Genomic DNA, 24,645 nt, shown 5'->3' on the forward strand with positions numbered 1-24,645 from the left:
TCATGGCAATCGTTAAATGCAAACCGACTTCCCCTGGCCGCCGTTTTGTGGTCAAGGTGGTCAACCAGGAGCTGCATAAAGGCGCTCCTCACGCACCGCTGCTCGAGAAAAAATCGAAGACTGGTGGTCGTAACAACAATGGTCGTATTACCACTCGTCACATCGGTGGTGGCCATAAGCAGCATTATCGTCTGGTCGATTTCCGTCGCAACGACAAAGATGGCATCTCTGCCACTGTCGAGCGTATTGAATACGATCCAAACCGTACTGCTCACATCGCTCTGCTGCTGTACGCAGATGGCGAGCGTCGCTACATCATCGCCCCTAAAGGCGTGAGTGCTGGCGACCAGCTGATCGCAGGTGCCTTGGCGCCGATCAAGCCGGGCAACGCTCTGCAACTGCGCAACATTCCAGTTGGTAGCACCGTACACGGCATCGAATTGAAGCCAGGTAAAGGCGCGCAAATCGCTCGTTCCGCTGGTGCTTCGGCTCAGCTGATCGCTCGTGAAGGTGTCTACGTGACCCTGCGTCTGCGTTCTGGTGAGATGCGTAAAGTGCTGGCTGAATGCCGCGCGACCCTGGGCGAAGTCTCGAACTCCGAGCACAGCCTGCGTTCGCTGGGTAAAGCTGGTGCCAAACGCTGGCGTGGCGTTCGCCCAACCGTTCGTGGTGTTGCCATGAACCCGGTTGACCACCCACACGGTGGTGGTGAAGGTCGTACCTCTGGTGGTCGTCATCCGGTATCGCCATGGGGCTTCCCGACTAAGGGCGCGAAGACTCGTGGTAATAAGCGTACCGACAAAATGATCGTCCGTCGTCGCAAGTAAATAGAGGGATACGACAGTGCCACGTTCTCTGAAAAAAGGTCCTTTTATTGATCTTCACCTACTGAAGAAGATCGAAGTGGCGGCGGAAAAGAACGATCGCAAACCAGTTAAGACCTGGTCGCGTCGTTCGATGATCCTGCCACAAATGGTCGGTTTGACCATCGCTGTACACAACGGTCGCTTGCACGTCCCAGTTCTCGTGAACGAAGACATGGTCGGCCACAAACTAGGCGAGTTTGCCGGTACCCGCACTTATCGTGGGCACGTGGCAGACAAGAAAGCCAAGCGTTAAGGGGTTAGGAAATGGAAGTAGCCGCTAAGTTGTCGGGCGCTCGAATCTCCGCCCAGAAAGCCCGCTTGGTCGCCGACCAGATCCGCGGGAAGAAGGTGGGCGAAGCGCTCAACCTGTTGGCTTTCAGCAGTAAGAAAGCCGCCGAGATCATGAAGAAAGTGCTGGAGTCGGCCGTAGCCAACGCCGAGCATAACGAAGGCGCAGACGTTGATGACCTTAAGGTCAGCACCGTTTTCGTCAACGAAGGGCGTTCGCTGAAGCGAATCATGCCACGTGCCAAAGGCCGTGCTGATCGCATCGTCAAGCGGTCTTGCCATATCACTGTCAAGGTTGCTGACAAGTAACGGAGTCGAAGAGATGGGTCAGAAAGTACATCCCATTGGCATTCGCCTGGGAATCGTCAAGGAACACACCTCCGTCTGGTATGCAGACGGCCGGACTTATGCGGACTATTTGTTCGCTGATCTGAAGGTGCGTGAGTATCTCCAAGACAAACTAAAAAGCGCGTCCGTAAGCCGTATCGATATCCATCGCCCGGCGCAAACCGCACGTATCACCATCCACACTGCTCGTCCAGGTATTGTTATCGGGAAGAAAGGTGAAGATGTTGAGAAACTGCGTCAGGACCTGACCAAGCAAATGGGTGTGCCTGTGCACATCAATATCGAAGAGATCCGCAAGCCGGAGCTCGACGGTATGCTGGTTGCGCAGAGCGTAGCTCAGCAGCTGGAGCGTCGTGTCATGTTCCGTCGCGCTATGAAGCGCGCCGTACAGAACGCCATGCGCATTGGTGCCAAAGGCATCAAAATCCAAGTGAGCGGTCGTCTCGGCGGTGCTGAAATCGCACGTACTGAATGGTATCGCGAAGGTCGTGTGCCACTGCACACCCTGCGTGCCGACATCGACTATGCCAACTACGAAGCTCACACCACTTACGGTGTGATCGGTGTAAAGGTTTGGATCTTCAAAGGCGAAGTAATTGGTGGTCGCCAAGAAGAACTGAAACCACAAGCACCAGCGCCTCGTAAAAAAGCTGCTAAGTAAGGGGTACGCCAAATGTTGCAACCAAAGCGTACGAAGTTCCGCAAGCAGATGACAGGCCACAACCGTGGTCTGGCTCAGCGCGGTAGCAAAGTCAGCTTCGGCGAGTTCGCGCTGAAGTCTGTAGCTCGTGGTCGTCTCACCGCTCGTCAGATCGAGTCAGCGCGTCGTGCACTGACCCGTCACGTAAAACGTGGTGGCAAGATCTGGATCCGTGTATTCCCGGACAAGCCGATCTCCAAAAAACCTCTCGAGGTTCGTATGGGTAAAGGTAAGGGTAACGTGGAATACTGGGTAGCCCAGATTCAGCCAGGCAAAGTCCTGTATGAAATCGAGGGCGTAACTGAAGAGCTGGCGCGTGAGGCTTTTGCCCTGGCTGCTGCAAAGCTGCCGCTCGCCACCGCCTTTGTTAAACGGACGGTGATGTGATGAAAGCGAATGAACTTCGTGAAAAATCCGCACAGCAGCTGAACGAGCAACTGCTCGGCCTGCTGCGCGACCAGTTCAATCTGCGTATGCAGAAAGCAACTGGCCAGTTGGGGCAGTCTCATCTGCTCTCGCAAGTTAAGCGTGACATTGCTCGCGTGAAGACTGTGCTCAACCAGCAGGCAGGTAAGTGATCATGGCTGAAGCCGAAAAGACTGTCCGTACGCTGACTGGCCGTGTTGTCAGCGACAAGATGGACAAAACCATCACCGTTTTGATCGAGCGTCGCGTTAAGCACCCGATCTACGGTAAATATGTTAAGCGTTCGACTAAGCTGCACGCGCACGACGAAACCAATCAGTGCCACATCGGCGACAAAGTCACTATTCGTGAAACTCGTCCGCTGGCCAAGACCAAGTCTTGGGCACTGGTTGATGTTCTCGAACGCGCTGTGGAAGTCTAAGGACTAGGGGTCGGAGAAATTATATGATTCAGACTCAATCCATGCTCGATGTGGCCGATAACAGCGGCGCTCGCCGCGTTATGTGCATCAAGGTGCTGGGTGGCTCCCATCGTCGTTACGCTGGTATCGGTGACATCATCAAGGTTACTGTCAAGGAAGCAATTCCTCGCGGTAAAGTGAAAAAAGGCCAAGTGATGACTGCTGTTGTAGTCCGCACTCGTCACGGCGTACGTCGTGCTGATGGCTCCATTATCCGCTTTGATGGCAACGCTGCTGTTCTTCTGAACAACAAGCAAGAGCCTATCGGCACCCGTATCTTTGGGCCAGTGACCCGTGAACTTCGTACTGAGAAGTTCATGAAGATCGTCTCGCTCGCCCCAGAAGTGCTGTAAGGAGATCCGACATGCAAAAGATTCGTCGTGACGACGAGATCATCGTGATCGCCGGCAAAGACAAAGGTAAGCGCGGTAAGGTGCTTAAGGTTCTCGCTAATAACCGTCTGGTTATCGGTGGTCTGAACCTGGTCAAGCGTCATACCAAGCCTAACCCGATGTCGGGCGTGCAAGGCGGTATCGTCGAAAAAGAAGCTCCACTGGACGCTTCTAACGTCGCCATTTTCAACGGCGAAACCAACAAGGCTGACCGCGTTGGTTTCAAAGTAGAAGATGGCAAGAAAATTCGTGTCTTCAAGTCGACCCAAAAAGCGGTTGATGCTTGAACACTGCTAGGTAGAAGACCATGGCACGACTAAAAGAGATTTACTGGAAAGAAATCGCACCGAAGCTTAAGGAAGAACTTAAGCTTTCGAACGTGATGGAAGTTCCACGCGTTACCAAAATCACCCTGAACATGGGTTTGGGCGAAGCGGTCGGTGACAAAAAAGTCATCGAGCACGCTGTTGCTGACCTGGAAAAGATCACCGGTCAAAAAGTCGTTGTGACTTACGCTCGGAAATCCATCGCTGGCTTTAAAGTCCGCGAAGGCTGGCCGATCGGCGTCAAAGTGACTCTGCGCCGTGAGCGTATGTACGAATTCCTGGATCGTCTGCTGTCGATCTCCCTGCCTCGGGTTCGCGACTTCCGCGGCCTGAATGCCAAGTCCTTCGATGGTCGTGGTAACTACAGCATGGGCGTGAAAGAGCAGATCATCTTCCCGGAAATCGACTACGACAAGATCGATGCTCTCCGCGGTCTGGACATCACCCTGACCACCACTGCCAAGAACGATGATGAAGGTCGCGCCCTGTTGCGTGCTTTCAAATTCCCGTTCCGCAACTGATTGGAGTAGGACCATGGCCAAGATGAGCATGAAAAATCGCGAGCTGAAGCGTCAGCTCACGGTTGCCAAGTACGCCAAGAAGCGTGCAGCACTGAAAGCAATCATCGTTGATCTGAACGCAAGTCCAGAAGCGCGTTGGGAAGCTACAGTTGCCCTGCAGAAGCAGCCACGTGACGCAAGCGCCTCGCGCATGCGTAACCGCTGCCGCCTGACCGGTCGTCCACACGGCGTTTACCGCAAGTTCGGCCTCGGCCGTAACAAACTGCGTGAAGCGGCAATGCGTGGTGACGTACCAGGTCTGGTTAAAGCCAGCTGGTAAGTACTTTCAGCGTCAAGGCGGTTGGTATCGCAAGATACTGACCGCCGGTGACCTTGAATCTGGAACAAGCCCCTTTTGGGGCTTGTTTCATTTCCGCAGTGTGTCTAAAATACGCGGCTCGCCTGAGCCCGTGTGTTTTATGCTCGGAGATTCTCGGCGACATATGTAGCCGCAAGGCTAATTTTTTTGTATTAGGAGCGTCTAGCCATGAGTATGCAGGACCCGTTAGCGGACATGCTAACTCGTATCCGTAATGCCCAGATGGCTGAAAAGTCCGTCGTAAGCATGCCATCTTCCAAATTGAAGGTAGCTGTTGCCAAAGTCCTTAAAGACGAAGGCTACATTGCGGGTTATCAGATCAGCAGCGAAATCAAACCTCTGCTGTCCATCGAGCTGAAATACTTCGAAGGCCGTTCGGTCATCGAAGAAGTGAAGCGCGTTAGCCGTCCAGGCCTGCGTCAGTACAAGTCCGCTGAAGATCTGCCGAAAGTTCGTGGCGGTCTGGGCGTGTCTATCGTCTCCACCAACAAAGGTGTGATGACGGATCGTGCTGCGCGCGCTGCCGGTGTCGGCGGCGAAGTTCTTTGCACTGTGTTCTAAGGGGGGATAAGCATGTCACGCGTCGCTAAGAACCCCGTTAAGCTGCCAGCCGGTGTCGAAGTCAAATTCGCAGGCCAACAGCTTTCGGTGAAGGGTGCCAAGGGCACTCTTGAACTGAACATCCATTCGTCCGTTGAGATCGTTGAAGAAGCTGGTGAGCTGCGTTTCGCTGCTCGCAATGGCGATCAACAAACTCGCGCAATGGCCGGTACCACGCGTGCGTTGGTAAACAACATGGTCCAAGGCGTAAGCCAAGGCTTCGAGCGCAAGCTCCAGCTGGTCGGTGTTGGTTACAAAGCGCAAGCAAAAGGCACGGTTCTGAACCTTGCCCTTGGCTTCTCGCACCCAGTGGATTACGAACTGCCGAAAGGCATCACCGCTGAGACCCCTAGCCAAACCGATATCCTGATCAAGGGCATCGACAAGCAGCTGGTAGGTCAGGTGGCCGCTGAGATCCGCGACTTCCGTCCACCAGAGCCGTACAAAGGCAAAGGTGTGCGCTACGCGGACGAAGTCGTCCGTCGTAAAGAAGCCAAGAAGAAGTAGGGCATAGCAAATGACCGACAAAAAAGTTACTCGACTGCGTCGCGCTCGCAAAGCACGCCTGAAAATGCACGAACTCGAAGTCGTGCGTCTCTGCGTGTACCGCTCGTCGCAGCACATCTACGCCCAGGTCATCTCGGCCGACGGCAACCAGGTCCTGGCAAGCGCCTCGACTTTGGATAAAGAACTGCGTGATGGTGCCACCGGCAACATCGACGCGGCCACTAAGGTTGGCCAGCTGGTCGCTACGCGTGCTAAGGCCGCTGGCGTCTCGCAAGTGGCTTTCGACCGCTCTGGCTTCAAGTACCACGGCCGCGTTAAAGCGCTGGCTGATGCTGCTCGTGAAGCTGGGCTGGAGTTCTAAGTTATGTCAAATAACGACCAAAAGCGCGACGAAGGCTACATTGAGAAGCTGGTTCAAGTTAACCGCGTAGCCAAAACCGTTAAAGGCGGCCGTATCTTCACTTTCACCGCGTTGACCGTGGTGGGTGATGGTAAGGGGCGTGTTGGCTTCGGCCGTGGCAAGTCACGTGAAGTGCCTGCCGCGATCCAGAAGGCAATGGAAGCTGCTCGCCGCAACATGATCCAAGTTGATCTGAACGGCACCACGCTGCAGTACGCAATGAAGTCCGCCCATGGCGCTTCGAAGGTGTACATGCAGCCTGCTTCTGAAGGTACCGGTATCATCGCTGGCGGCGCTATGCGTGCTGTCCTCGAAGTTGCTGGCGTCCAGAACGTTCTGGCCAAGTGCTACGGCTCGACTAACCCTGTAAACGTGGTTCACGCCACTTTCAAGGGTCTGAAAGCTATGCAATCTCCTGAGTCCATTGCTGCCAAGCGCGGCTTGACTGTCAAGGAGATCTTCTGATCATGGCTACCGTTAAAGTAACGCTGATCAAAAGCATGACCGGCCGCATCCCTAACCACAAATTGTGCGTTAAAGGTCTGGGTCTGCGTCGCATCGGTCACACTGTAGAAGTCCAGGATACTCCCGAGAATCGCGGGATGATCAACAAGGCTTACTACATGCTGCGTGTAGAGGGTTAATCGATGAAACTCAATGATCTGAGTCCAGCGCCGGGTTCCCGCCGCGAAAAGCATCGTCCGGGCCGTGGTATCGGTAGCGGTTTGGGTAAGACTGGTGGCCGTGGCCACAAAGGTCAAACCTCCCGCTCCGGTGGCACCATCGCTCCAGGCTTTGAAGGCGGTCAACAGCCGCTGCATCGTCGCCTGCCTAAGTTCGGTTTCGTATCCCTGAAGGCCATGGACCGCGCAGAAGTGCGTCTGTCCGAGCTGGCTAAAGTGGAAGGCGACATCGTTACTGTGCAGACCCTGAAAGATGCCAACGTGATCAACGTCAACGTACAGCGTGTGAAAATCATGCTGTCCGGTGAAGTGACTCGCGCTGTCACTATCGGCAAGGGAATCGGCGCCACCAAAGGTGCGCGTTCGGCTATCGAAGCAGCTGGCGGCAAGTTCGAGGAATAAATGGCTAAGCAAGGTGCTCTCTCAGCGCTCGGCAAAGGCGGTATGTCTGAACTTTGGGCTCGTCTGCGTTTTCTGTTCCTGGCGATTATCGTCTACCGAATAGGCGCACACATCCCGGTTCCAGGTATCAACCCGGACCGACTCGCAGACCTGTTTCGACAGAATGAGGGGACCATTCTTAGCTTGTTCAACATGTTTTCCGGCGGCGCGCTGGAACGGATGAGCATCTTTGCACTGGGGATCATGCCGTACATTTCGGCATCGATCATCATGCAATTGATGACCGCCGTCAGCCCGCAGTTGGAGCAGTTGAAGAAGGAAGGTGAAGCTGGTCGTCGCAAGATTAGCCAGTACACCCGCTACGGCACTGTCGTTCTCGCCCTGGTTCAAGCTATCGGCATGTCCGTTGGCCTGGCCGGGCAGGGCGTTGCGTTCACTGGTGACTTTGGCTTCCATTTCGTCGCGGTATCCACTTTTGTGGCTGGTGCGATGTTCATGATGTGGCTGGGTGAGCAGATTACTGAGCGTGGTGTTGGCAACGGTATCTCGATGTTGATTTTCGCAGGTATCGTCGCCGGTCTTCCGAGAGCAATCGGGCAGTCTTTCGAGTCTGCACGACAGGGTGATATCAATATCTTCGCCCTGGTTGCCATCGGTTTGCTGGCAGTAGCGATTATCGGTTTTGTGGTGTTCATTGAGCGTGGTCAGCGTCGTATTGCTGTTCACTACGCCAAGCGTCAGCAGGGCCGTAAGGTCTTTGCTGCGCAGACCAGCCACTTGCCGCTGAAAGTGAATATGGCCGGCGTTATTCCGGCAATTTTCGCGAGCAGCATTTTGCTGTTTCCGGCTTCGTTGGGTACCTGGTTTGGTCAGTCCGAAAATATGGGCTGGCTGCAGGACCTCTCTCAGTCGATCGCTCCTGGTCAGCCGTTGAATATTCTGCTGTTTAGTGCAGGGATTATTTTCTTCTGCTTCTTCTATACGGCGTTGATGTTCAATCCGAAAGACGTAGCGGAAAACCTGAAGAAGTCCGGTGCCTTTATTCCGGGTATTCGTCCAGGTGAGCAGTCTGCGCGCTACATTGATGGCGTTCTGACTCGTTTGACCCTGTTCGGTGCTCTATATATGACGGCCGTGTGTCTGCTTCCCCAGTTCCTGGTGGTTGCAGCAAACGTTCCGTTCTACCTTGGCGGGACCTCGTTGCTGATCGTGGTCGTGGTTGTGATGGACTTCATGTCCCAAGTACAATCGCACCTCGTTTCGCACCAGTACGAATCCCTGATGAAGAAAGCCAACCTGAAGGGCTACGGCAGCGGCATGTTGCGCTGAGTACCCCATAAGGTTCGAGGAGTTGGTGATGAAAGTTCGTGCATCGGTGAAAAAGCTGTGCCGTAACTGCAAGATTATTCGCCGCGAAGGTGTTGTTCGAGTAATTTGCAGCGCGGAACCGCGTCACAAACAGCGCCAAGGCTGAATGTGATCCGCTTGAAGCCCGGCAGCTAGTGCGCTGCCGGGTTGATTATTTGTTATTACAGCGATATTATCTCGCGCCCTATTTCTTGGCTTCCGGGGCGTAGGTAGCTGTCAATTGGAGTCCCACTGAATGGCCCGTATTGCAGGCGTTAACATTCCAGATAACAAGCACACTGTTATCTCGCTGACCTACATCTATGGTGTTGGTCGCACTACTGCGCAGAAAATTTGCGCAGATACTGGGGTAAACCCAGCCGCAAAGATCAAGGATCTGAGCGACGAGCAGATCGAGCTGTTGCGTGGCGAAGTGGCGAAGTTCACCACTGAAGGTGACCTGCGTCGCGAAATCAACATGAAAATCAAGCGTTTGATGGACCTCGGTTGCTACCGCGGTCTGCGTCATCGTCGTGGTCTTCCAGTACGCGGTCAGCGTACCAAGACTAACGCGCGTACCCGTAAAGGTCCGCGTAAGCCGATCCGCAAGTAATCGCCCACGCGAATCGACAGGAAAATTATCATGGCAAAACCTGCTGCTCGTCCTCGTAAAAAAGTTAAAAAGACAGTGGTTGATGGCATCGCCCACATCCATGCATCTTTTAACAACACCATCGTGACCATCACCGACCGTCAAGGTAACGCGCTTTCTTGGGCTACCTCCGGTGGTTCGGGTTTCCGCGGTTCCCGCAAGTCCACCCCGTTTGCTGCTCAAGTAGCTGCTGAACGTGCTGGCCAAGCTGCGCTGGAATACGGCCTGAAAAACCTCGACGTTAACGTCAAAGGTCCAGGTCCAGGTCGTGAGTCTGCTGTCCGTGCTTTGAACGGCTGTGGCTATAAGATCGCCAGCATCACCGACGTGACGCCAATCCCGCACAACGGGTGCCGTCCGCCGAAGAAGCGCCGCGTGTAATCCAGGAGATTGTAAAGAATGGCTCGTTACATTGGTCCAAAATGCAAACTCGCTCGTCGCGAAGGCACCGATCTCTTCTTGAAGAGCGGCGTGCGCGCGATCGAATCGAAGTGCAACATCGAAGCAGCACCTGGTATCCACGGCCAACGCCGCGGTCGCCAGTCCGATTACGGCACCCAACTGCGTGAAAAGCAGAAGGTCCGTCGTATCTACGGCGTTCTCGAGCGTCAATTCAGCGGCTACTACAAAGAAGCTGCTGGCAAGAAAGGTGCAACCGGTGAAAACCTGCTGCAACTGCTCGAATGCCGTCTGGACAACGTTGTATACCGTATGGGCTTTGGTTCGACTCGTGCCGAATCCCGTCAGTTGGTATCGCACAAGTCGATCAGCGTTAACGGGCAGACCGTAAACGTTCCGTCCTACCAGGTTCGTGCTGGTGACGTGGTCGCAGTTCGCGAGAAAGCTAAAAACCAACTTCGCATTGTCCAAGCTCTCGATCTGTGTGCCCAACGTGGCCGCGTAGAATGGGTAGAAGTAGACACTGAGAAGAAGTCGGGCGTTTTCAAGAACGTTCCTGCTCGCAGTGATCTGTCCGCCGACATCAACGAAAGCCTGATTGTCGAGCTCTACTCCAAGTAAGGGCTAGAAAATAGGTGCATCCATGCAGATTTCGGTAAATGAGTTCCTGACACCCCGCCACATTGATGTGCAGGTTGTCAGTCCAACCCGCGCCAAGATCACTCTCGAGCCTCTCGAGCGTGGTTTTGGCCACACCCTGGGCAACGCGCTGCGCCGCATCCTGTTGTCCTCAATGCCCGGCTGTGCAGTAGTCGAGGCCGAGATTGACGGTGTGCTCCACGAGTACAGCGCCATCGAAGGTGTACAGGAAGACGTAATTGAAATCCTGTTGAACCTTAAAGGTCTGGCTATCAAGCTGCACGGCCGTGACGAAGTTACGCTGACCTTGTCGAAGAAGGGTTCGGGGGTGGTTACCGCTGCCGATATTCAGCTGGATCATGATGTCGAGATCGTTAACCCCGATCACGTAATCGCTAACCTGGCGTCTAACGGCGCCCTGAACATGAAGCTCACCGTAGCTCGTGGTCGTGGTTATGAACCGGCCGACTCGCGTCAGAGCGATGAAGACGAAAGCCGCAGCATTGGTCGCTTGCAGCTTGACTCTTCGTTCAGCCCGGTTCGCCGTATCGCATACGTGGTGGAAAACGCCCGTGTCGAACAGCGTACTAACCTGGACAAGCTGGTTATTGATCTGGAAACCAACGGTACTCTGGATCCTGAAGAGGCTATCCGCCGCGCTGCAACCATTCTGCAACAGCAGTTGGCTGCGTTCGTCGACCTCAAAGGTGACAGCGAACCAGTGGTAATCGAGCAGGAAGACGAGATCGATCCGATCCTGCTTCGCCCGGTTGACGATCTGGAACTGACTGTACGTTCGGCTAACTGCCTTAAGGCGGAAAACATCTACTACATCGGTGACCTGATTCAGCGTACCGAAGTAGAGCTGTTGAAGACTCCGAACCTGGGCAAGAAATCCTTGACTGAAATCAAGGACGTTCTGGCCTCCCGCGGTCTGTCCCTCGGCATGCGCCTCGACAACTGGCCGCCTGCAAGTCTTAAGAAGGACGACAAGGCGACTGCCTGATCGTCGTAATCACCGAACGTGAGTTTGGTAAGGAATGAACCATGCGTCATCGTAAAAGTGGTCGTCACCTGAGCCGTACCAGCTCGCACCGCAAGGCCATGTTTCAAAACATGGCGGTGTCGCTGTTCGAGCACGAGCTGATCAAAACTACACTGCCGAAAGCTAAAGAACTGCGTCGCGTTGCTGAGCCGCTGATCACTTTGGCCAAGACAGACAGCCTGGCTAACCGCCGTCTGGCTTTCGACCGTACTCGTTCGAAAGCTATCGTTGGTAAGCTCTTCAACGACCTGGGCAAGCGTTACGCTACCCGTGAGGGTGGCTACCTGCGCATCCTCAAGTGCGGTTTCCGCACTGGCGACAACGCGCCTATGGCGTACGTCGAGTTGGTTGATCGTGCTACTGCCGGTGAAGCTGTAAGCGCCGAGTAAGCCGATAAGCTGTATCGAAGAACCGGGCCTAGCGCCCGGTTTTTTGTGCGCGTAATAAAAGCGCGATTTGTACAAGCTTCCCTGGGTAGCGCTCGGCACTATAAGGGGCCTGTTGGTAGTTATTTTCTATTGATGCCGACAATTTAATAAATTTGTAGCCGTCATGCTGATGATCAATACTCCTCCCAAGCCGATTAGCCGGCAGTTCGAAGCCCGACCTAAGGAAATTGCGCATGAGCCAGAATAAAGTCCTTACCACCGCCAGCGGTGCACCCGTTGCGGATAACCAGAATTCCCGTTCTGCGGGCCCGCGCGGCCCATTGCTGCTCGATGACTTCCACCTGATCGAGAAGCTCGCGCACTTCAACCGCGAGAACATCCCCGAGCGTCGTGTGCACGCCAAGGGGTCGGGCGCTTACGGCACCTTCACCGTCACCCAAGACATCACTCGATACACCAGCGCCAAGCTGTTTGAAGCTATTGGCAAGCAAACCCCGACCTTCCTGCGGTTTTCAACCGTAGGTGGCGAACGCGGTTCGGCCGACACCGAGCGTGATCCACGTGGCTTTGCGTTGAAGTTCTACACCGAAGAAGGCAACTGGGACATCGTGGGTAACAACACCCCAGTGTTCTTCATCCGCGACCCATTAAAGTTCCCGGATTTCATCCACACCCAGAAGCGCCTGCCGCAAAGCAACCTGAAAAGCGCGCAGATGATGTGGGACTTCTGGTCGCATTCCCCGGAGGCGCTGCACCAGGTCACCATTCTGTTTTCGGACCGTGGCATTCCCGACGGCTATCGTCACATGCACGGCTTTGGTAGCCACACCTACAGCCTGATCAACGCCAGTGGCGAGCGTCATTGGGTCAAGTGGCACTACAAGACCCAGCAAGGCATCAAGAACCTGGCGCCGGCTGAAGCTGCACGCCTGGCCGGCACCGACCCTGATTACGCCCAGCGCGATCTGTTCGGCGCGATCGAGCGCGGTGATTTCCCGAAATGGCGCGTCTGCATCCAGATCATGACCGAAGCCCAGGCGAACGCTCATTATGAGAACCCCTTCGATGTGACCAAAACTTGGTCGCAGAAAGAATTCCCTTTGATCGAGGTTGGTGAACTGGAGCTCAACCGCAATCCGCAAAACTACTTCGCTGAAGTTGAGCAGGCTGCTTTCGGCCCGAGCAACATGGTTCCAGGTGTGGGCCTGTCGCCGGACCGCATGCTGCAAGGTCGTGTGTTCGCGTACGCCGATGCCCACCGCTACCGCGTGGGCACCAATCACCAGCATCTGCCGGTGAACGCCCCGCGCAATCAAGTGAACAGCTACCAGCGCGACGGCTCGATGGCATTCGGCAGCAACGGTGGTGCAGCGCCCAACTATGAGCCGAACAGCTACGCCGATGCGCCGAAGCAGGCACCTCAGTATGCAGAGCCGGCTTTGGCCTTGAGCGGTGCCGCAGACCGTTATGATCACCGTGAAGACACCGATTACTACAGTCACGCCGGTGCGCTGTTCCGCCTGATGAATGATGAGCAAAAAGTCTTGCTCACCAGCAACATCGCGGGCGCAATGGGGGGCGTTTCCAGTGATGTGGTCCAGCGTCAGTTGCAGCACTTCTACAAGGCAGATCCTGCTTATGGAGAAGCAATCGCAAAAGCACTGGGCGTATCGCTTAACTAACTCTAAACGATAAGCAGAACCGCCCTCATTTGGGCGGTTTTTGCGTTATTTCAGCTACTTTTCTCCGAAAACCTTCACTTTTCTGCCGTTGGTCCCGTGACCTTCGAGTCAGCTTGGTTCAAACTACAGCCTTTAAAGCAGGGAGATGTAGGGCGATGCAAGGTCACCCCGACGTAATCGATTACCTCAACACGTTGCTGACGGGCGAACTGGCGGCTCGTGACCAATATTTCATCCACTCGCGCATGTACGAAGACTGGGGCTTTACCGAGCTCTACGAACGTATCAACCACGAGATGGAAGAAGAGGCACAGCACGCCGACGCACTGATGCGCCGTATCCTCATGCTTGAAGGCACGCCGCGTATGCGTCCGGATGACTTGGATGTGGGCACCATGGTACCTGACATGCTCGCTGCCGACCTGCGCCTGGAGTACAAGGTGCGTGCCGCGCTCTGTAAGGGCATCGAGCTCTGCGAGCAGCACAACGACTACGTCACGCGGGAAATCCTGCGAGTGCAGTTGAATGACACTGAAGAAGATCACACCTACTGGCTGGAAAAGCAGTTGGGCCTGATCAAGCTGATCGGCCTGGAGAATTACCTGCAATCGCAGTTCTGATTCCCGGCTACGAAAAAGCCCCTGTCACTGCAAAGTGACAGGGGCTTTTCATTGGGCCCGAAAAAGTCAGGCCCGGTCGCGCTCCAACAGCGGCTTCAAGTAGTAGCCGGTATGTGACTGCGGCATCTCGGCAACTTGCTCCGGCGTGCCCACCGCGATGATCTGGCCACCCTTGGAACCGCCTTCCGGCCCCAGGTCCACCAGCCAGTCGGCGGTCTTGATCACATCCAGGTTGTGCTCGATGACCACCACGGTATTGCCGTGGTCACGCAAGCGGTGCAGCACGTCCAGCAGTTGCTGGATATCCGCGAAGTGCAGACCGGTGGTCGGCTCATCGAGGATATACAAGGTCTTACCGGTATCGCGCTTGGACAGCTCGCGGGACAGCTTCACCCGCTGCGCCTCACCACCGGACAGCGTGGTCGCCGACTGGCCCAGTTTGATATACGACAGGCCCACATCCATCAACGTCTGCAGCTTGCGCGCCAATGCTGGAACCGCGTCGAAAAACACCCGCGCTTCCTCGATGGTCATTTCCAAGGTTTCGTGAATATTCTTGCCCTTGTATTTGATCTCCAGGGTCTCGCGGTTATAGCGTTTGCTCTTGCACACATCGCACGGCACGTAGATATCCGGCAGAAAGTGCATCTCCACCTTGATCAAGCCATCGCCCTGGCACGCTTCGCAGCGCCCGCCCTTGACGTTGAACGAGAAACGGCCTGGCCCGTAACCCCGCGAACGGGATTCCGGAACACCCGCAAACAGCTCGCGAATGGGCGTGAACAACCCGGTGTAGGTCGCCGGGTTGGAACGCGGCGTACGGCCGATCGGGCTCTGGTCGATATCAACGACTTTATCGAGCAGTTCCAGGCCTTTGATGCTGTCGTGGGGCGCCGCTTCAAGGGTGGTCGCGCCGTTCAAGGCGGTGGCACTCAAGGGGAACAACGTGTTGTTGATCAGCGTCGATTTGCCCGAGCCGGAAACACCGGTCACACAGGTCAGCAGGCCCAGCGGAATCTCCAGGTCGACATTGCGCAGGTTGTTGCCACGCGCGCCCTTGAGGTGCAGCGCCATCTTCTTGTTACGCGGCGTGCGCTTGGCCGGCACCGCAATTTTCACGCGGCCCGACAGGTACTTGCCGGTCAGCGAATCCGGATGCGCCATGACTTCGGCAGGCGTGCCCTGGGCGACAATATGTCCGCCATGCACGCCCGCGCCCGGGCCGATGTCGACTACGTAATCCGCCAGGCGAATTGCGTCTTCATCGTGCTCGACCACGATCACCGTGTTGCCGATATCGCGCAGGTGTTTCAACGTACCCAGCAAGCGATCGTTGTCCCGTTGATGCAAGCCAATCGACGGTTCATCGAGGATATACAACACACCCACAAGGCCGGCACCGATCTGGCTGGCCAGGCGAATCCGCTGGGCCTCGCCGCCCGACAACGTGTCGGCACTGCGATCCAGCGACAGGTAATCCAGGCCGACGTTGACCAGGAACTGCAGTCGCTCGCGAATTTCCTTGAGAATCTTGTCGGCGATTTCGCCGCGGCGGCCAGTCAGCTTGAGTACACCAAAGTACTCACAGGCATCGCCGATCGGCAGGTTGGTGACCGCAGGCAGTGTCTTTTCGCCCACCCACACATGCCGCGCTTCGCGACGCAGGCGTGTACCGCGGCAATCCGGGCAAGGCTGGGTGCTGAGGAATTTCGCCAGCTCTTCACGCACGCTGGCCGATTCGGTCTCGCGGTAGCGGCGCTCAAGGTTCGGCACGATGCCTTCGAACGGGTGGGAGCGCTTGACGATATCGCCACGGTCGTTCAGGTACTTGAAATCGACATTCTGCGAACCGCTGCCGTTGAGGATGACCTTCTGCTGGTCCGCCGGCAACTGGTTGAACGGTAGTTCGAGGCTGAACTTATAGTGCGACGCCAACGACCCCAGCATCTGGAAGTAGTAGACGTTGCGCCTGTCCCAGCCACGAATCGCCCCCTCCGCCAGCGTCAGGTCGCCGTTGACCAGCCGCTTGATGTCGAAGAACTGCTTGACCCCGAGGCCGTCACAGGTCGGGCAGGCGCCGGCCGGGTTGTTGAAGGAAAACAGCTTGGGTTCCAGCTCGCTGATGGCGTGGCCGCAGATCGGGCAGGCAAAGCGCGCGGAGAAGATGATCTCTTCGCCCGGCTCGTCGTCCATCGGCGCCACCAGGGCGATGCCATCGGCCAGTTTCAGCGCGGTTTCGAACGATTCGGCCAGGCGCTGCTGCAGGTCGGCGCGTACCTTGAAGCGGTCGACCACCACATCAATCGAGTGCTTCTTCTGCTTGTCGAGCTTGGGGGCTTCGTCCAGCTCATAGAGCTTGCCGTTGATCCGCGCGCGCACAAAACCTTGCGCACGCAGCTCTTCGAAGACGGAAAGGTGTTCACCCTTGCGCTCACGAATCACCGGGGCCAGCAGCATCAGCTTGGCGCCTTCCGGCTGGGCCAGCACTAGGTCGACCATCTGGCTGACGGTCTGGGCTTCCAGGGGAATATCGTGGTCCGGGCAACGCGGAATACCCACGCGTGCATACAGCAGACGCAGGTAGTCGTAGATTTCAGTAATGGTGCCCACGGTGGAGCGTGGGTTATGGGACGTCGACTTCTGTTCGATGGAAATTGCCGGCGACAGGCCTTCAATGGTGTCGACGTCGGGCTTTTCCATCATCGACAGGAACTGGCGGGCATAGGCCGACAGGGATTCCACATAGCGACGCTGGCCTTCGGCATACAGCGTGTCGAACGCCAGCGATGACTTGCCAGACCCGGACAGGCCGGTGATGACGATCAGTTTGTCCCGGGGCAGGGTCAGGTCGATGTTCTTCAGGTTGTGGGTTCTAGCCCCACGAATCAGGATCTTGTCCAAGATGGCCTCGCACGGCGGGCTTAAATAATGCCGGAGTATACGGCTAAAGACTGGATGAATATACACTGTCAAAAGGCCACTTGCAGCCTTGGATGAAAGCTGCGCGGCAAAGCGCCGCATATACCCTCTCAATCGATGGGACTGGTAGAATCGCCGCCGGTTCACACGAGGTTTTTCCATGCACGATCCCCACAGCGAACGCATGAGTAGCGGCGAGACCCGAGCGGCAAGCGGTCTGGCCCTGGTGTTTGCCTTCCGTATGCTTGGCATGTTCATGGTGTTGCCGGTGCTGGCGACCTATGGAATGGATCTCGCAGGCGCGACCCCCGCATTGATCGGCCTGGCAATTGGCGCCTATGGGCTGACCCAGGCGATTTTCCAGATTCCATTCGGGATCATTTCCGACCGCATCGGCCGCCGTCCGGTGATTTACCTCGGATTGATCGTCTTCGCCCTGGGCAGCGTGCTCGCGGCTCAATCCGATTCCATCTGGGGCGTGATCGCCGGACGCATCCTGCAAGGCGCCGGTGCGATTTCCGCCGCGGTCATGGCGTTGCTCTCCGACCTGACCCGCGAACAGCATCGCACCAAAGCCATGGCCATGATCGGCATGACCATCGGCCTGTCGTTTGCCGTGGCCATGGTGGTCGGCCCCTTGCTGACCCGCGCGTTCGGCCTGCACGGGCTGTTCCTGGCCACTGGCGGCATGGCGTTGTTCGGCATCGTGATAGTGGCCTTCATGGTGCCGCGCTCCACCGGTACGCTGCAGCATCGCGAGTCGGGCGTCGCGCGCCAGGCGCTCTTGCCGACGCTCAAGCACCCCGACCTGCTGCGCCTGGATTTAGGTATCTTCGTATTACATGCAATGCTGATGTGCAGCTTCGTCGCCTTGCCCCTGGCGCTGGTGGAAAAAGCCGGGCTGCCCAAGGAACAGCACTGGTGGGTGTACCTGACCGCGCTGCTGATTTCGTTCTTCGCCATGATCCCGTTCATCATCTATGGCGAGAAAAAACGCAAAATGAAACGAGTTTTGCTCGGCGCCGTCGCGACGCTGATGCTCACTGAGCTATTCTTCTGGCAGTTCGGCGACAGCCTGCGGGCGCTGGTAACCGGCACGGTGGTGTTTTTCACCGCGTTCAACCTGCTGGAGGCTTCATTGCCTTCGCTGATCAGTAAAGTTTCACCGGCCGGTGGCAAGGGCACGGCAATGGGGGTGTATTCCACCAGCCAGTTCCTGGGTTCCGCACTGGGCGGCATCATGGGTGGCTGGATGTTCCAGCATGGCGGTTTGTCGGTTGTTTTCCTGGGATGCGCCGGGCTGGCTGCACTTTGGCTGGCCTTTGCTGTTACCATGCGCGAACCTCCCTATGTGACGAGTCTGCGCTTGCCGTTATCGCCCGACGCGATGCGCGAAGCTGGCCTGGCCGAGCGCCTGAAGACCGTTACCGGGGTTACCGATGCCGTGGTTGTCGCTGAAGAAGCCGCCATCTACATCAAACTAGACACCGAATTATTGGATCGCGCGACGCTCGAGCAACTGGTCAACCCAGTGCCGACAGCGCGCCCAGCTTAGGAGAACGTTATGGCCCGTGGGGTTAACAAAGTCATATTGGTCGGTACGTGCGGCCAGGATCCCGAAGTTCGCTACTTGCCTAACGGTAACGCCGTGACCAACCTGAGTCTGGCGACCAGCGAGCAATGGACCGACAAGCAGACCGGCCAGAAGGTCGAGAAAACCGAATGGCACCGCGTGTCGATGTTCGGCAAGGTGGCGGAGATTGCCGGTGAGTACCTGCGCAAAGGTTCGCAGGTGTACATCGAAGGCAAGCTGCAAACCCGCGAGTGGGAAAAAGACGGCATCAAGCGTTACACCACTGAAATCGTGGTCGACATGCAAGGCACCATGCAACTGCTGGGCGGCCGTCCACAGCAGGGCGACCAACAAGGCGCAGGCAATAACTACCAGCAGTCCGCACCGGCCCCACGCCAGCAGGCTCCACGTCCGCAGCAGTCGGCACCGCAACAGTCGCGCCAGGCGCCGCCTCCACAACAGGCCGCCCCGCAACCGGCTCCGGATTTCGACAGCTTTGATGACGATATTCCGTTTTAGGGATAATTTCGAATCTAAGTTGTAGAGCGTCACCTGAAAGCCCCTGAGCCACGCTCCAGGGGCTTTTTATTGACCTGGCAAGAGCACGCGACTGGCACAAACAGGGATGAACATCATGTCTAGCAACGTTTTCTTATGCGTATTGAGCGCCATTTTAATCAGCGGTTGCGCTGCGCGGCCGGCCGACACTAAGCCCCCGGTTTCCCTGGCCGATGACAAGAACCTGATTGTGGGGCTCTGGGCCATGCAGGCATTGAACGAAGGTCAAACGAATGTGGCTGAATTCAGAGCCGACGGCCAATTGTTGCTGCACTCGTTCAACTGCGTGAAGTCCATCCGGGAACCCACGGACGTGATGAGCTATTCCGTCGCCGATGATGGCCAAGTAATTAACATGATATTGCCGGGCAACACCGTCGAGCTGAAGGTATTGTCCTTTTCACCCCAATTCATGCAATTCACCAGTTGGAGTGGGGGAATACAGGTCAGATACGACTACGAAAAAGTCGACAAGGTTGATTCGGTGTGTGATCGCTACCCTGACCTAAAGGCGGAGCGGGCCCGCAACACCCCCTATAAAGAGAGTGATTTCGTGGCGGCCCCGAGCATTCCCGACCATCCGGGCATGGATCGCTACATCGGTACATGGGGTTCTGACAACGTAGTGACGGTCAAGATCGCCCGGGATGCACACGGGGGTTTTTACCTGAGTATGCCCAGTGACAAAAACTGGCATTACCTCTACAACAACGTCCACTGGGTGGGCGATGTGTTGCACTTTCAACGTTATACCTATTCGGACAATGAAGCGTCATTTCCCCATCCCAGGCACAAGCTACAAACCCCGACCAGTCTTGAACCGATTCCCGGCGGTAGCTTGCGCGAGGACTTCATCCTCAATGGCGACCCGTACATGAGTATTCTGAGGCGAATGAAATAACGCTGTGTACTCTGCCGAACAGCCGTCCTGCATGGCCGCCGCGCCATCTCCTCGAACCGGCGCAGCACTGCCAAGTCGCGCCGAGTCCTGGCATTTGTTCTCATGGCTCGCAAGAATTAGGCTGTAGCCCACCTCAAAAAAGAAGGAGCGCCGCGATGACCTGGTCAGCTCAGCAATACACCCTGTTCGAACAGCAGCGCACCCGTCCTGTCCGCGACCTGGTCGCGGCCATTGCGAACACCGAGGTGCGTAACGCCGTCGACCTGGGTTGCGGCCCCGGCAATTCAACCGAGGTATTGGCCGAACGCTTCCCGCACGCGCACATCATAGGCCTGGACAGCTCCGACGACATGCTGGCCGACGCGCGCAAACGCCTGCCGGCGCTCAGCTTCGAGCTGGCGGATATCGGTGCCTGGAAACCTGCGCAAACCTTCGATGTGATCCTGGCCAACGCGTCCCTGCAATGGCTGCCGGATCACGCCACGCTTTACCCGCACCTCGTCCATCAGTTGACGCCCGGCGGCACACTGGCGGTGCAGACGCCTGACAACCTCGATGAGCCCGCCCACCGGCTTGCCCGCGAAGTCGCGGGCGATGGGCCATGGTCTTCCAAAATCGGCGCGGTCAAACACAATGAGCGCCACACGGCGAGCTACTACTACGGGTTGCTGGCTAAACACTGCGGCACCGTCGATGTGTGGCGCACCACTTACCTGCACCCGCTGGCGGATCACGCCGCCGTGGTGGAATGGTTCAAGGCTTCGGCATTGCGGCCCTTTCTCGCGCCGTTGAGCGACGCTGAAAAAACCGCTTTCCTGCATGACTATCAAGCGCGGATTACCCAGGCTTACCCCGCCCTGAAAGATGGCACCGTGCTGCTGCCTTTTCCACGCCTGTTCATCATCGCTACACGCTGATATCGCCAAGTGGCGGTCACGCGGCCGCCGCTTGCGCCTTCAGGTATTCATCTGCCGACACCACGCTTGCGTAACCAAACGCCAGCGACGCCATGTAAGCCCCGTGCACCTGCGCCGCTGGAATCACCTGCCCATTAAATTCCTGATCGCGCGTCGCGCACGCGTCATGAATCACAGTCACTGTGTAGCCCAGGTCCGCCGCCGCTCGCACCACGGCATCAATGCACATATGGCTCATGCTGCCGACCACTACCAGTTCCGTGATGCTGTGTTGTTCCAGTACCGCACGCAGGTTGGTCTCGCGAAACGCATTCACGAAATGTTTGAGCACCACCGGTTCATGGGCTTCGTTCAGCACTTTGGTGTGCAGATGCGCGCCCTCGGAGCCCGGCGTGAAGAACGGCGCGTCCTCGGAAGTGAACTCGTGACGCACGTGAATCACCGCATCGCCCGCCTGGCGAAACGCTTGCAATACGTGCGCAGCCTTGTCTGCCGCGGCCTTCACACCGTCAAGTGGCCACTTGCCCTGGGGGAAGTAGTCGTTCTGGATATCGATTAGGATGAGCGCTTGCTTGGCCATGTGTGTTGCCTCGTGATGGGGTGATGGGCCCAGTATGTTAGCTGGCGCCTGACTCCGGGATTGGCTGCACCGACAATAACAGGGGGAAAACTGACAATGGTCGTTGTTGAGTTGGGCGTGTTGATCTACCAGGGCGCGCAATTGGCGGCTGTGCATGGCTTGACCGATCTGTTCGGCGTGGCCAATCGCATTGCCGCCGAGCATCAATCGGCACAATTGCCGTTGCTGCGCGTCAGCCATTGGCAGGTGGATGCGACCGGCCAGCCGGTGCGCGTATTCAGCAGTCATCCCGGTCCTGCTCAACCGATGATGGCCGTTCTGGTGCCGCCGTCAATGGGTGAGTTCACCGAAGAGCAAGCACCCCCTGCGTTGCTGGAGTGGCTTCGCCAGCAACACGTCGCAGGCACCGTGCTCGGCGGCGTGTGCATCGGTTCGATCATGCTGGCGCGCAGTGGATTGCTCGACGGGCGTAGCGCCACCACGCACTGGTCTTCCGCCGAATCCTTCGCCGCCCGTTACCCGGCCGTACGCCTGGAGGCGGACAAGCCCATCGTCGATGACGGCGACCTGATCACCACCGCCGGCTTGATGGCCTGGTCCGAACTCGGCCTGCGCCTGGTCGACCGCCTGATGGGCCCAAGCCTTGCGGCTGATACTGCACGTTTCCTGGTGATTGAGCACAGTGACAGCGCCAGCCAATGCGGCAGCAATTTCGCGCCGATCCTCGGCCACGGTGACGCTGCGATCCTCAAGGTCCAGCACTGGTTGCAGGCGAGCGGTGCGGTGGATGTTTCCCTGGCGGCGATGGCGCAGGAAGCAGGCCTGGAAGAGCGCACCTTCCTGCGGCGGTTTCGCAATGCCACTGGCTTGAAACCCACCGAATATTGCCAACACCTGCGAGTGGGCAAAGCGCGGCAGATGCTGGAGTTTACTAATGGCACTATCGACCATATTGCCTGGACCGTGGGTTACCAGGACCCCAGCGCGTTTCGCGCCCTCTTCAAGAGAATTACCGGCTTGGCGCCGAGTGACTATCGCAGCCGCTTTGGGGTTTGAATCGTGCAGAACGCCGCAACGTCAACGCGGTGTCGTGCAGAATAAAACGGGCCAACTGCCATCTCTTCTTCGTCAACCGGCGGATTTGTAAAACCCTCCGTGCTGAAGAAGTCTTGGCCTGATCCCTGCAACCTTCTTGCCTCACCACAGCGGGATGGCCAAGGAGGATGCATGACCCCGACTCAGCGCAAGAAGCTGGTAGTCGCTCACTCCACGCGAGTCGGCGCGCCAACGCATGAGATCGAAACCAACCGAGCCTTGGCGCGCTGGCTGGCGCAGATACTGGGGCTCGAATTCGGCGGCAGCTACGACCCCGATCTGCACGCGGGACGAGCGTTGTACCTGTTGCCCACGCAGACCCTGATTGGCCCGGATCAGGCGCAGGCGCTCAGTGTCCGAGGGCCGGAGGATCTGTGGGGCGGCTACGTCGACCACGACTTCATCTGCACCAAAGCCATCACTCATGGCGTGATCGGCCCGCAGGCCAAAGCGCCTGAGGGCTGGTCGACATTGTTCTGCGAGCGTGTGCGAGACGTCGTACTGGATGGCCTGAGCGTTTTCGCCCTGGAGGACGCACGACCCGCCGCCACACGCTTGCTCTACAGCGGGCCTATCCGCCTGAAGCCGGTGCACGCCTGCGCGGGCCGCGGTCAGGAAGTTATCCACAGCCTCGACGAGCTCGATGCCGTGCTGGCTCGGCCCGATGCCGCCACACTCTTCAACGAAGGCGTGGTGCTGGAACAAGACCTGAAGGATGTGGTGACTCACAGTGTCGGCCAGAGCTTTATCGGCGCTCATGTGTTCAGCTATTGCGGCGAGCAATACCTGACTGAAGACGGGCAGGGCGCTGAGGTCTACGGCGGTTCCAGCCTGTTGGTCGTGCCTGGGGGCTACGCTGATCTGTTGAAGCTCGAACTGCCCGACGATATTCGCGAAGCTATTGGGCAAGCCCAGGTCTTCGACAGCGCCGCTGATGAAGCCTACCCCGGTTTCTATGCGTCGCGACGCAACTACGACATCGCCCAGGGCCTGGACAGCGACGGTCAACGTCGCAGCGGCGTGCTCGAACAATCCTGGCGCATGGGCGGGGCCAGCAGCGCGGAAGTCGCGGCGCTGCAGAGCTTTGTCAACGACCCGGGCCTCAAAGCCATTCGCGTGTCTTCGGTGGAAACCTACCAGGACCAGGCGTTGCCGGCCGATGCCATCGAGGTGTACCGCGGCCCGGCGGAAAGCAGCGACTTTCTTCTCAAGTACGTGACGGTTGAATCTTATGACGGCTAGAAGCGAAAGCATTGCGATCGACATCGACGACGAACAGATGAGCGGCACATTCCTGAGCCCCAAATCCAAAGTGCCGGGCGTGTTGTTCGTGCATGGCTGGGGCGGCAGCCAGGAGCGCGACCTCGAGCGAGCCAAAGGCATCGCGGGGTTGGGCTGTGTGTGCCTGACCTTCGATCTGCGCGGCCACGCGGGCGCCGGTATTCCGTTATCCCGCGTCACCCGTGAAGACAACCTGCGCGACCTGCTGGCGGCCTACGACCGCTTGCTTGCGCACCCGGCCATCGACACCTCGGCGGTGGCGGTGGTGGGCACCAGTTACGGCGGCTACCTGGCGGCGATTCTCACCTCATTGCGCCCGGTGCGCTGGCTGGCGCTGCGCGTGCCTGCGCTGTACCGCGATGAAGAGTGGCTCAAGCCCAAGCGCGACCTGGACAAGATGGACCTGATGGATTACCGCAGCACCTTGGTGCATGCCGAAACCAATCGTGCCTTGCACGCGTGTTCGGCGTTTACCGGTGATGTGCTGATCGTGGAGTCGGAGACGGACGATCACGTGCCCCACGCCACCATCATGAGTTACCGCGCGGCGTGCCAGCAGACGCATTCGCTGACCCATCGCATCATTGACGGCGCCGACCATTCTCTCAGCGATCCGGTGTCCCAGCAGGCCTACACCTCGATCCTGGTGGACTGGATTACCGAGATGGTGGTGGGGGAGCGGTTGAGCATCATCCAGTCCAGATAATTCAGCGCTCTTTCGACCGCCATCGCAGGCAAGCCAGCTCCCACATTGAAATGCGTACTCCTGTG

At 57.3% G+C, this 24,645-nt stretch carries 35 protein-coding genes; 33 read left to right on the top strand and 2 right to left on the bottom strand.

All coding sequences use genetic code 11. From position 1 onward, the window contains the following. Positions 1-2 precede the first annotated feature (2 nt). The 26 genes from rplB to bfr all read left to right on the top strand — a co-directional run bounded on the left by rplB (position 3) and on the right by bfr (position 14,050). The gene (rplB, locus tag BLL36_RS17335) at positions 3-827 is read left to right on the top strand and encodes a 50S ribosomal protein L2 (RefSeq protein WP_003176423.1); all 825 of its coding nucleotides are present in this window, start codon (positions 3-5) and stop codon (positions 825-827) included. Positions 828-843: 16 nt separating this feature from the next. Further along, positions 844-1,119 (top strand): 30S ribosomal protein S19, encoded by a 276-nt coding sequence (gene rpsS, locus BLL36_RS17340; RefSeq protein WP_003232420.1) that lies wholly within the window; start codon positions 844-846, stop codon positions 1,117-1,119. Positions 1,120-1,130: 11 nt separating this feature from the next. After that, positions 1,131-1,463 carry a 50S ribosomal protein L22 gene (gene rplV / locus BLL36_RS17345; protein ID WP_003103908.1) on the top strand — a complete coding sequence of 111 codons (333 nt, stop codon included), beginning with the start codon at positions 1,131-1,133 and terminating at the stop codon, positions 1,461-1,463. A 13-nt stretch (positions 1,464-1,476) separates the two neighbouring features. After that, a complete protein-coding gene (gene rpsC / locus BLL36_RS17350) occupies positions 1,477-2,163 on the top strand; it encodes a 30S ribosomal protein S3 (protein ID WP_003176422.1) in 687 nt (228 codons plus the stop codon). Positions 2,164-2,175: 12 nt separating this feature from the next. After that, complete coding sequence (gene rplP / locus BLL36_RS17355) at positions 2,176-2,589, top strand: 50S ribosomal protein L16 (protein ID WP_003232424.1); 414 nt, start codon at positions 2,176-2,178, stop codon at positions 2,587-2,589. Further along, on the top strand, positions 2,589-2,780 hold the full coding sequence (gene rpmC / locus BLL36_RS17360; protein ID WP_002555481.1) for a 50S ribosomal protein L29: 192 nt from the start codon (positions 2,589-2,591) through the stop codon (positions 2,778-2,780). Before rplP ends, rpmC begins: the two co-directional genes overlap by 1 nt. Before the next feature lie 2 nt (positions 2,781-2,782). Further along, the gene (rpsQ, locus tag BLL36_RS17365; protein WP_003176419.1) at positions 2,783-3,049 is read left to right on the top strand and encodes a 30S ribosomal protein S17; all 267 of its coding nucleotides are present in this window, start codon (positions 2,783-2,785) and stop codon (positions 3,047-3,049) included. Between the two features lie 23 nt (positions 3,050-3,072). After that, complete coding sequence (gene rplN / locus BLL36_RS17370; RefSeq protein WP_002555479.1) at positions 3,073-3,441, top strand: 50S ribosomal protein L14; 369 nt, start codon at positions 3,073-3,075, stop codon at positions 3,439-3,441. A gap of 11 nt (positions 3,442-3,452) precedes the next feature. Next, complete coding sequence (gene rplX / locus BLL36_RS17375; protein WP_003176416.1) at positions 3,453-3,767, top strand: 50S ribosomal protein L24; 315 nt, start codon at positions 3,453-3,455, stop codon at positions 3,765-3,767. Between the two features lie 20 nt (positions 3,768-3,787). Next, positions 3,788-4,327: a 50S ribosomal protein L5 gene (gene rplE, locus BLL36_RS17380; RefSeq protein WP_003176415.1), complete on the top strand. Its 540-nt coding sequence runs from the start codon at positions 3,788-3,790 to the stop codon at positions 4,325-4,327. A gap of 13 nt (positions 4,328-4,340) precedes the next feature. Next, positions 4,341-4,646, top strand: coding sequence for a 30S ribosomal protein S14 (gene rpsN / locus BLL36_RS17385; protein ID WP_003176414.1), 306 nt, complete (start codon positions 4,341-4,343; stop codon positions 4,644-4,646). Positions 4,647-4,853: 207 nt separating this feature from the next. After that, a complete protein-coding gene (rpsH, locus tag BLL36_RS17390) occupies positions 4,854-5,246 on the top strand; it encodes a 30S ribosomal protein S8 (protein WP_003176413.1) in 393 nt (130 codons plus the stop codon). A gap of 12 nt (positions 5,247-5,258) precedes the next feature. Then, positions 5,259-5,792, top strand: a complete 534-nt coding sequence (gene rplF, locus BLL36_RS17395) for a 50S ribosomal protein L6 (protein WP_076952601.1) — start codon at positions 5,259-5,261, stop codon at positions 5,790-5,792. Positions 5,793-5,802: 10 nt separating this feature from the next. Further along, a complete protein-coding gene (rplR, locus tag BLL36_RS17400) occupies positions 5,803-6,153 on the top strand; it encodes a 50S ribosomal protein L18 (RefSeq protein WP_003176410.1) in 351 nt (116 codons plus the stop codon). 3 nt (positions 6,154-6,156) lie between these two features. Beyond that, on the top strand, positions 6,157-6,657 hold the full coding sequence (gene rpsE, locus BLL36_RS17405; RefSeq protein WP_003176409.1) for a 30S ribosomal protein S5: 501 nt from the start codon (positions 6,157-6,159) through the stop codon (positions 6,655-6,657). A 2-nt stretch (positions 6,658-6,659) separates the two neighbouring features. After that, positions 6,660-6,836: a 50S ribosomal protein L30 gene (gene rpmD / locus BLL36_RS17410; protein WP_003176408.1), complete on the top strand. Its 177-nt coding sequence runs from the start codon at positions 6,660-6,662 to the stop codon at positions 6,834-6,836. A 3-nt stretch (positions 6,837-6,839) separates the two neighbouring features. Beyond that, on the top strand, positions 6,840-7,277 hold the full coding sequence (gene rplO / locus BLL36_RS17415) for a 50S ribosomal protein L15 (RefSeq protein ID WP_003176407.1): 438 nt from the start codon (positions 6,840-6,842) through the stop codon (positions 7,275-7,277). Then, on the top strand, positions 7,278-8,606 hold the full coding sequence (gene secY, locus BLL36_RS17420) for a preprotein translocase subunit SecY (RefSeq protein ID WP_003194637.1): 1,329 nt from the start codon (positions 7,278-7,280) through the stop codon (positions 8,604-8,606). A gap of 28 nt (positions 8,607-8,634) precedes the next feature. Further along, the gene (gene rpmJ / locus BLL36_RS17425) at positions 8,635-8,751 is read left to right on the top strand and encodes a 50S ribosomal protein L36 (RefSeq protein ID WP_002555468.1); all 117 of its coding nucleotides are present in this window, start codon (positions 8,635-8,637) and stop codon (positions 8,749-8,751) included. Between the two features lie 129 nt (positions 8,752-8,880). Then, positions 8,881-9,237 (top strand): 30S ribosomal protein S13, encoded by a 357-nt coding sequence (rpsM, locus tag BLL36_RS17430; RefSeq protein WP_003210063.1) that lies wholly within the window; start codon positions 8,881-8,883, stop codon positions 9,235-9,237. Positions 9,238-9,267: 30 nt separating this feature from the next. Further along, entirely contained in the window at positions 9,268-9,657 is a 390-nt protein-coding gene (rpsK, locus tag BLL36_RS17435; RefSeq protein ID WP_002555466.1) for a 30S ribosomal protein S11, read from the top strand. Positions 9,658-9,675: 18 nt separating this feature from the next. Continuing rightward, positions 9,676-10,296, top strand: coding sequence for a 30S ribosomal protein S4 (rpsD, locus tag BLL36_RS17440; RefSeq protein WP_003176404.1), 621 nt, complete (start codon positions 9,676-9,678; stop codon positions 10,294-10,296). 22 nt (positions 10,297-10,318) lie between these two features. Further along, positions 10,319-11,320 (top strand): DNA-directed RNA polymerase subunit alpha, encoded by a 1,002-nt coding sequence (locus BLL36_RS17445; RefSeq protein ID WP_003176403.1) that lies wholly within the window; start codon positions 10,319-10,321, stop codon positions 11,318-11,320. A 41-nt stretch (positions 11,321-11,361) separates the two neighbouring features. Next, on the top strand, positions 11,362-11,748 hold the full coding sequence (gene rplQ / locus BLL36_RS17450) for a 50S ribosomal protein L17 (protein ID WP_007918448.1): 387 nt from the start codon (positions 11,362-11,364) through the stop codon (positions 11,746-11,748). Between the two features lie 233 nt (positions 11,749-11,981). Continuing rightward, on the top strand, positions 11,982-13,430 hold the full coding sequence (locus tag BLL36_RS17455; protein WP_076952602.1) for a catalase: 1,449 nt from the start codon (positions 11,982-11,984) through the stop codon (positions 13,428-13,430). A 155-nt stretch (positions 13,431-13,585) separates the two neighbouring features. Next, positions 13,586-14,050: a bacterioferritin gene (bfr, locus tag BLL36_RS17460; RefSeq protein ID WP_076952603.1), complete on the top strand. Its 465-nt coding sequence runs from the start codon at positions 13,586-13,588 to the stop codon at positions 14,048-14,050. Positions 14,051-14,116: 66 nt separating this feature from the next. Here bfr and uvrA read toward each other — a convergent pair whose 3' ends face one another. Beyond that, positions 14,117-16,951: an excinuclease ABC subunit UvrA gene (gene uvrA, locus BLL36_RS17465; protein ID WP_076952604.1), complete on the bottom strand. Its 2,835-nt coding sequence runs from the start codon at positions 16,949-16,951 to the stop codon at positions 14,117-14,119. 178 nt (positions 16,952-17,129) lie between these two features. On the opposite strand from uvrA, the gene BLL36_RS17470 reads away from it, so the two are divergent. The 4 genes from BLL36_RS17470 to tam all read left to right on the top strand — a co-directional run bounded on the left by BLL36_RS17470 (position 17,130) and on the right by tam (position 20,918). Then, positions 17,130-18,524 (top strand): MFS transporter, encoded by a 1,395-nt coding sequence (locus BLL36_RS17470; RefSeq protein WP_076952605.1) that lies wholly within the window; start codon positions 17,130-17,132, stop codon positions 18,522-18,524. Positions 18,525-18,533: 9 nt separating this feature from the next. Continuing rightward, positions 18,534-19,061, top strand: a complete 528-nt coding sequence (locus BLL36_RS17475) for a single-stranded DNA-binding protein (protein ID WP_076952606.1) — start codon at positions 18,534-18,536, stop codon at positions 19,059-19,061. Between the two features lie 115 nt (positions 19,062-19,176). Further along, a complete protein-coding gene (locus tag BLL36_RS17480) occupies positions 19,177-20,001 on the top strand; it encodes a hypothetical protein (protein ID WP_076952872.1) in 825 nt (274 codons plus the stop codon). Positions 20,002-20,156: 155 nt separating this feature from the next. After that, a complete protein-coding gene (gene tam / locus BLL36_RS17485) occupies positions 20,157-20,918 on the top strand; it encodes a trans-aconitate 2-methyltransferase (RefSeq protein WP_076952607.1) in 762 nt (253 codons plus the stop codon). Between the two features lie 16 nt (positions 20,919-20,934). On the opposite strand, the gene BLL36_RS17490 is transcribed toward tam, so the two are convergent. Further along, positions 20,935-21,498, bottom strand: a complete 564-nt coding sequence (locus BLL36_RS17490; protein WP_076952608.1) for a cysteine hydrolase family protein — start codon at positions 21,496-21,498, stop codon at positions 20,935-20,937. Between the two features lie 96 nt (positions 21,499-21,594). On the opposite strand from BLL36_RS17490, the gene BLL36_RS17495 reads away from it, so the two are divergent. The 3 genes from BLL36_RS17495 to BLL36_RS17505 all read left to right on the top strand — a co-directional run bounded on the left by BLL36_RS17495 (position 21,595) and on the right by BLL36_RS17505 (position 24,580). Continuing rightward, a complete protein-coding gene (locus BLL36_RS17495; protein WP_076952609.1) occupies positions 21,595-22,554 on the top strand; it encodes a GlxA family transcriptional regulator in 960 nt (319 codons plus the stop codon). 171 nt (positions 22,555-22,725) lie between these two features. After that, a complete protein-coding gene (locus tag BLL36_RS17500; RefSeq protein WP_076952610.1) occupies positions 22,726-23,835 on the top strand; it encodes a DUF3182 family protein in 1,110 nt (369 codons plus the stop codon). Next, positions 23,825-24,580, top strand: a complete 756-nt coding sequence (locus BLL36_RS17505) for an alpha/beta hydrolase family protein (RefSeq protein ID WP_076952611.1) — start codon at positions 23,825-23,827, stop codon at positions 24,578-24,580. Before BLL36_RS17500 ends, BLL36_RS17505 begins: the two co-directional genes overlap by 11 nt. Positions 24,581-24,645 lie beyond the last annotated feature (65 nt).

Origin of the sequence: Pseudomonas cedrina subsp. cedrina, from assembly GCF_001983175.1 — a bacterium.
In the GTDB taxonomy this organism is placed as follows: Bacteria; Pseudomonadota; Gammaproteobacteria; order Pseudomonadales; family Pseudomonadaceae; genus Aquipseudomonas; species Aquipseudomonas cedrina.

What these genes read in the sequence shown, in the direction of transcription:
- rplB (WP_003176423.1), top strand. Translation starts at nt 3, where the DNA reads ATGGCAATCGTTAAATGCAAACCGACTTCCCCTGGCCGCCGTTTTGTG.
- rplF (WP_076952601.1), top strand. Translation starts at nt 5,259, where the DNA reads ATGTCACGCGTCGCTAAGAACCCCGTTAAGCTGCCAGCCGGTGTCGAA.
- rpsH (WP_003176413.1), top strand. Translation starts at nt 4,854, where the DNA reads ATGAGTATGCAGGACCCGTTAGCGGACATGCTAACTCGTATCCGTAAT.
- BLL36_RS17455 (WP_076952602.1), top strand. Translation starts at nt 11,982, where the DNA reads ATGAGCCAGAATAAAGTCCTTACCACCGCCAGCGGTGCACCCGTTGCG.
- rpsM (WP_003210063.1), top strand. Translation starts at nt 8,881, where the DNA reads ATGGCCCGTATTGCAGGCGTTAACATTCCAGATAACAAGCACACTGTT.
- BLL36_RS17475 (WP_076952606.1), top strand. Translation starts at nt 18,534, where the DNA reads ATGGCCCGTGGGGTTAACAAAGTCATATTGGTCGGTACGTGCGGCCAG.
- rpmJ (WP_002555468.1), top strand. Translation starts at nt 8,635, where the DNA reads ATGAAAGTTCGTGCATCGGTGAAAAAGCTGTGCCGTAACTGCAAGATT.
- BLL36_RS17505 (WP_076952611.1), top strand. Translation starts at nt 23,825, where the DNA reads ATGACGGCTAGAAGCGAAAGCATTGCGATCGACATCGACGACGAACAG.
- bfr (WP_076952603.1), top strand. Translation starts at nt 13,586, where the DNA reads ATGCAAGGTCACCCCGACGTAATCGATTACCTCAACACGTTGCTGACG.
- BLL36_RS17490 (WP_076952608.1), bottom strand. Translation starts at nt 21,498, where the DNA reads ATGGCCAAGCAAGCGCTCATCCTAATCGATATCCAGAACGACTACTTC.
- rpsN (WP_003176414.1), top strand. Translation starts at nt 4,341, where the DNA reads ATGGCCAAGATGAGCATGAAAAATCGCGAGCTGAAGCGTCAGCTCACG.
- rplE (WP_003176415.1), top strand. Translation starts at nt 3,788, where the DNA reads ATGGCACGACTAAAAGAGATTTACTGGAAAGAAATCGCACCGAAGCTT.
- BLL36_RS17445 (WP_003176403.1), top strand. Translation starts at nt 10,319, where the DNA reads ATGCAGATTTCGGTAAATGAGTTCCTGACACCCCGCCACATTGATGTG.
- secY (WP_003194637.1), top strand. Translation starts at nt 7,278, where the DNA reads ATGGCTAAGCAAGGTGCTCTCTCAGCGCTCGGCAAAGGCGGTATGTCT.
- rplV (WP_003103908.1), top strand. Translation starts at nt 1,131, where the DNA reads ATGGAAGTAGCCGCTAAGTTGTCGGGCGCTCGAATCTCCGCCCAGAAA.
- BLL36_RS17480 (WP_076952872.1), top strand. Translation starts at nt 19,177, where the DNA reads ATGTCTAGCAACGTTTTCTTATGCGTATTGAGCGCCATTTTAATCAGC.
- tam (WP_076952607.1), top strand. Translation starts at nt 20,157, where the DNA reads ATGACCTGGTCAGCTCAGCAATACACCCTGTTCGAACAGCAGCGCACC.
- rpsE (WP_003176409.1), top strand. Translation starts at nt 6,157, where the DNA reads ATGTCAAATAACGACCAAAAGCGCGACGAAGGCTACATTGAGAAGCTG.
- BLL36_RS17470 (WP_076952605.1), top strand. Translation starts at nt 17,130, where the DNA reads ATGCACGATCCCCACAGCGAACGCATGAGTAGCGGCGAGACCCGAGCG.
- rpsD (WP_003176404.1), top strand. Translation starts at nt 9,676, where the DNA reads ATGGCTCGTTACATTGGTCCAAAATGCAAACTCGCTCGTCGCGAAGGC.
- BLL36_RS17495 (WP_076952609.1), top strand. Translation starts at nt 21,595, where the DNA reads ATGGTCGTTGTTGAGTTGGGCGTGTTGATCTACCAGGGCGCGCAATTG.
- rpsQ (WP_003176419.1), top strand. Translation starts at nt 2,783, where the DNA reads ATGGCTGAAGCCGAAAAGACTGTCCGTACGCTGACTGGCCGTGTTGTC.
- rplQ (WP_007918448.1), top strand. Translation starts at nt 11,362, where the DNA reads ATGCGTCATCGTAAAAGTGGTCGTCACCTGAGCCGTACCAGCTCGCAC.
- rpmD (WP_003176408.1), top strand. Translation starts at nt 6,660, where the DNA reads ATGGCTACCGTTAAAGTAACGCTGATCAAAAGCATGACCGGCCGCATC.
- rpsC (WP_003176422.1), top strand. Translation starts at nt 1,477, where the DNA reads ATGGGTCAGAAAGTACATCCCATTGGCATTCGCCTGGGAATCGTCAAG.
- rplN (WP_002555479.1), top strand. Translation starts at nt 3,073, where the DNA reads ATGATTCAGACTCAATCCATGCTCGATGTGGCCGATAACAGCGGCGCT.
- rplP (WP_003232424.1), top strand. Translation starts at nt 2,176, where the DNA reads ATGTTGCAACCAAAGCGTACGAAGTTCCGCAAGCAGATGACAGGCCAC.
- rplO (WP_003176407.1), top strand. Translation starts at nt 6,840, where the DNA reads ATGAAACTCAATGATCTGAGTCCAGCGCCGGGTTCCCGCCGCGAAAAG.
- BLL36_RS17500 (WP_076952610.1), top strand. Translation starts at nt 22,726, where the DNA reads ATGACCCCGACTCAGCGCAAGAAGCTGGTAGTCGCTCACTCCACGCGA.
- rpsK (WP_002555466.1), top strand. Translation starts at nt 9,268, where the DNA reads ATGGCAAAACCTGCTGCTCGTCCTCGTAAAAAAGTTAAAAAGACAGTG.
- rplR (WP_003176410.1), top strand. Translation starts at nt 5,803, where the DNA reads ATGACCGACAAAAAAGTTACTCGACTGCGTCGCGCTCGCAAAGCACGC.
- rpmC (WP_002555481.1), top strand. Translation starts at nt 2,589, where the DNA reads ATGAAAGCGAATGAACTTCGTGAAAAATCCGCACAGCAGCTGAACGAG.
- rplX (WP_003176416.1), top strand. Translation starts at nt 3,453, where the DNA reads ATGCAAAAGATTCGTCGTGACGACGAGATCATCGTGATCGCCGGCAAA.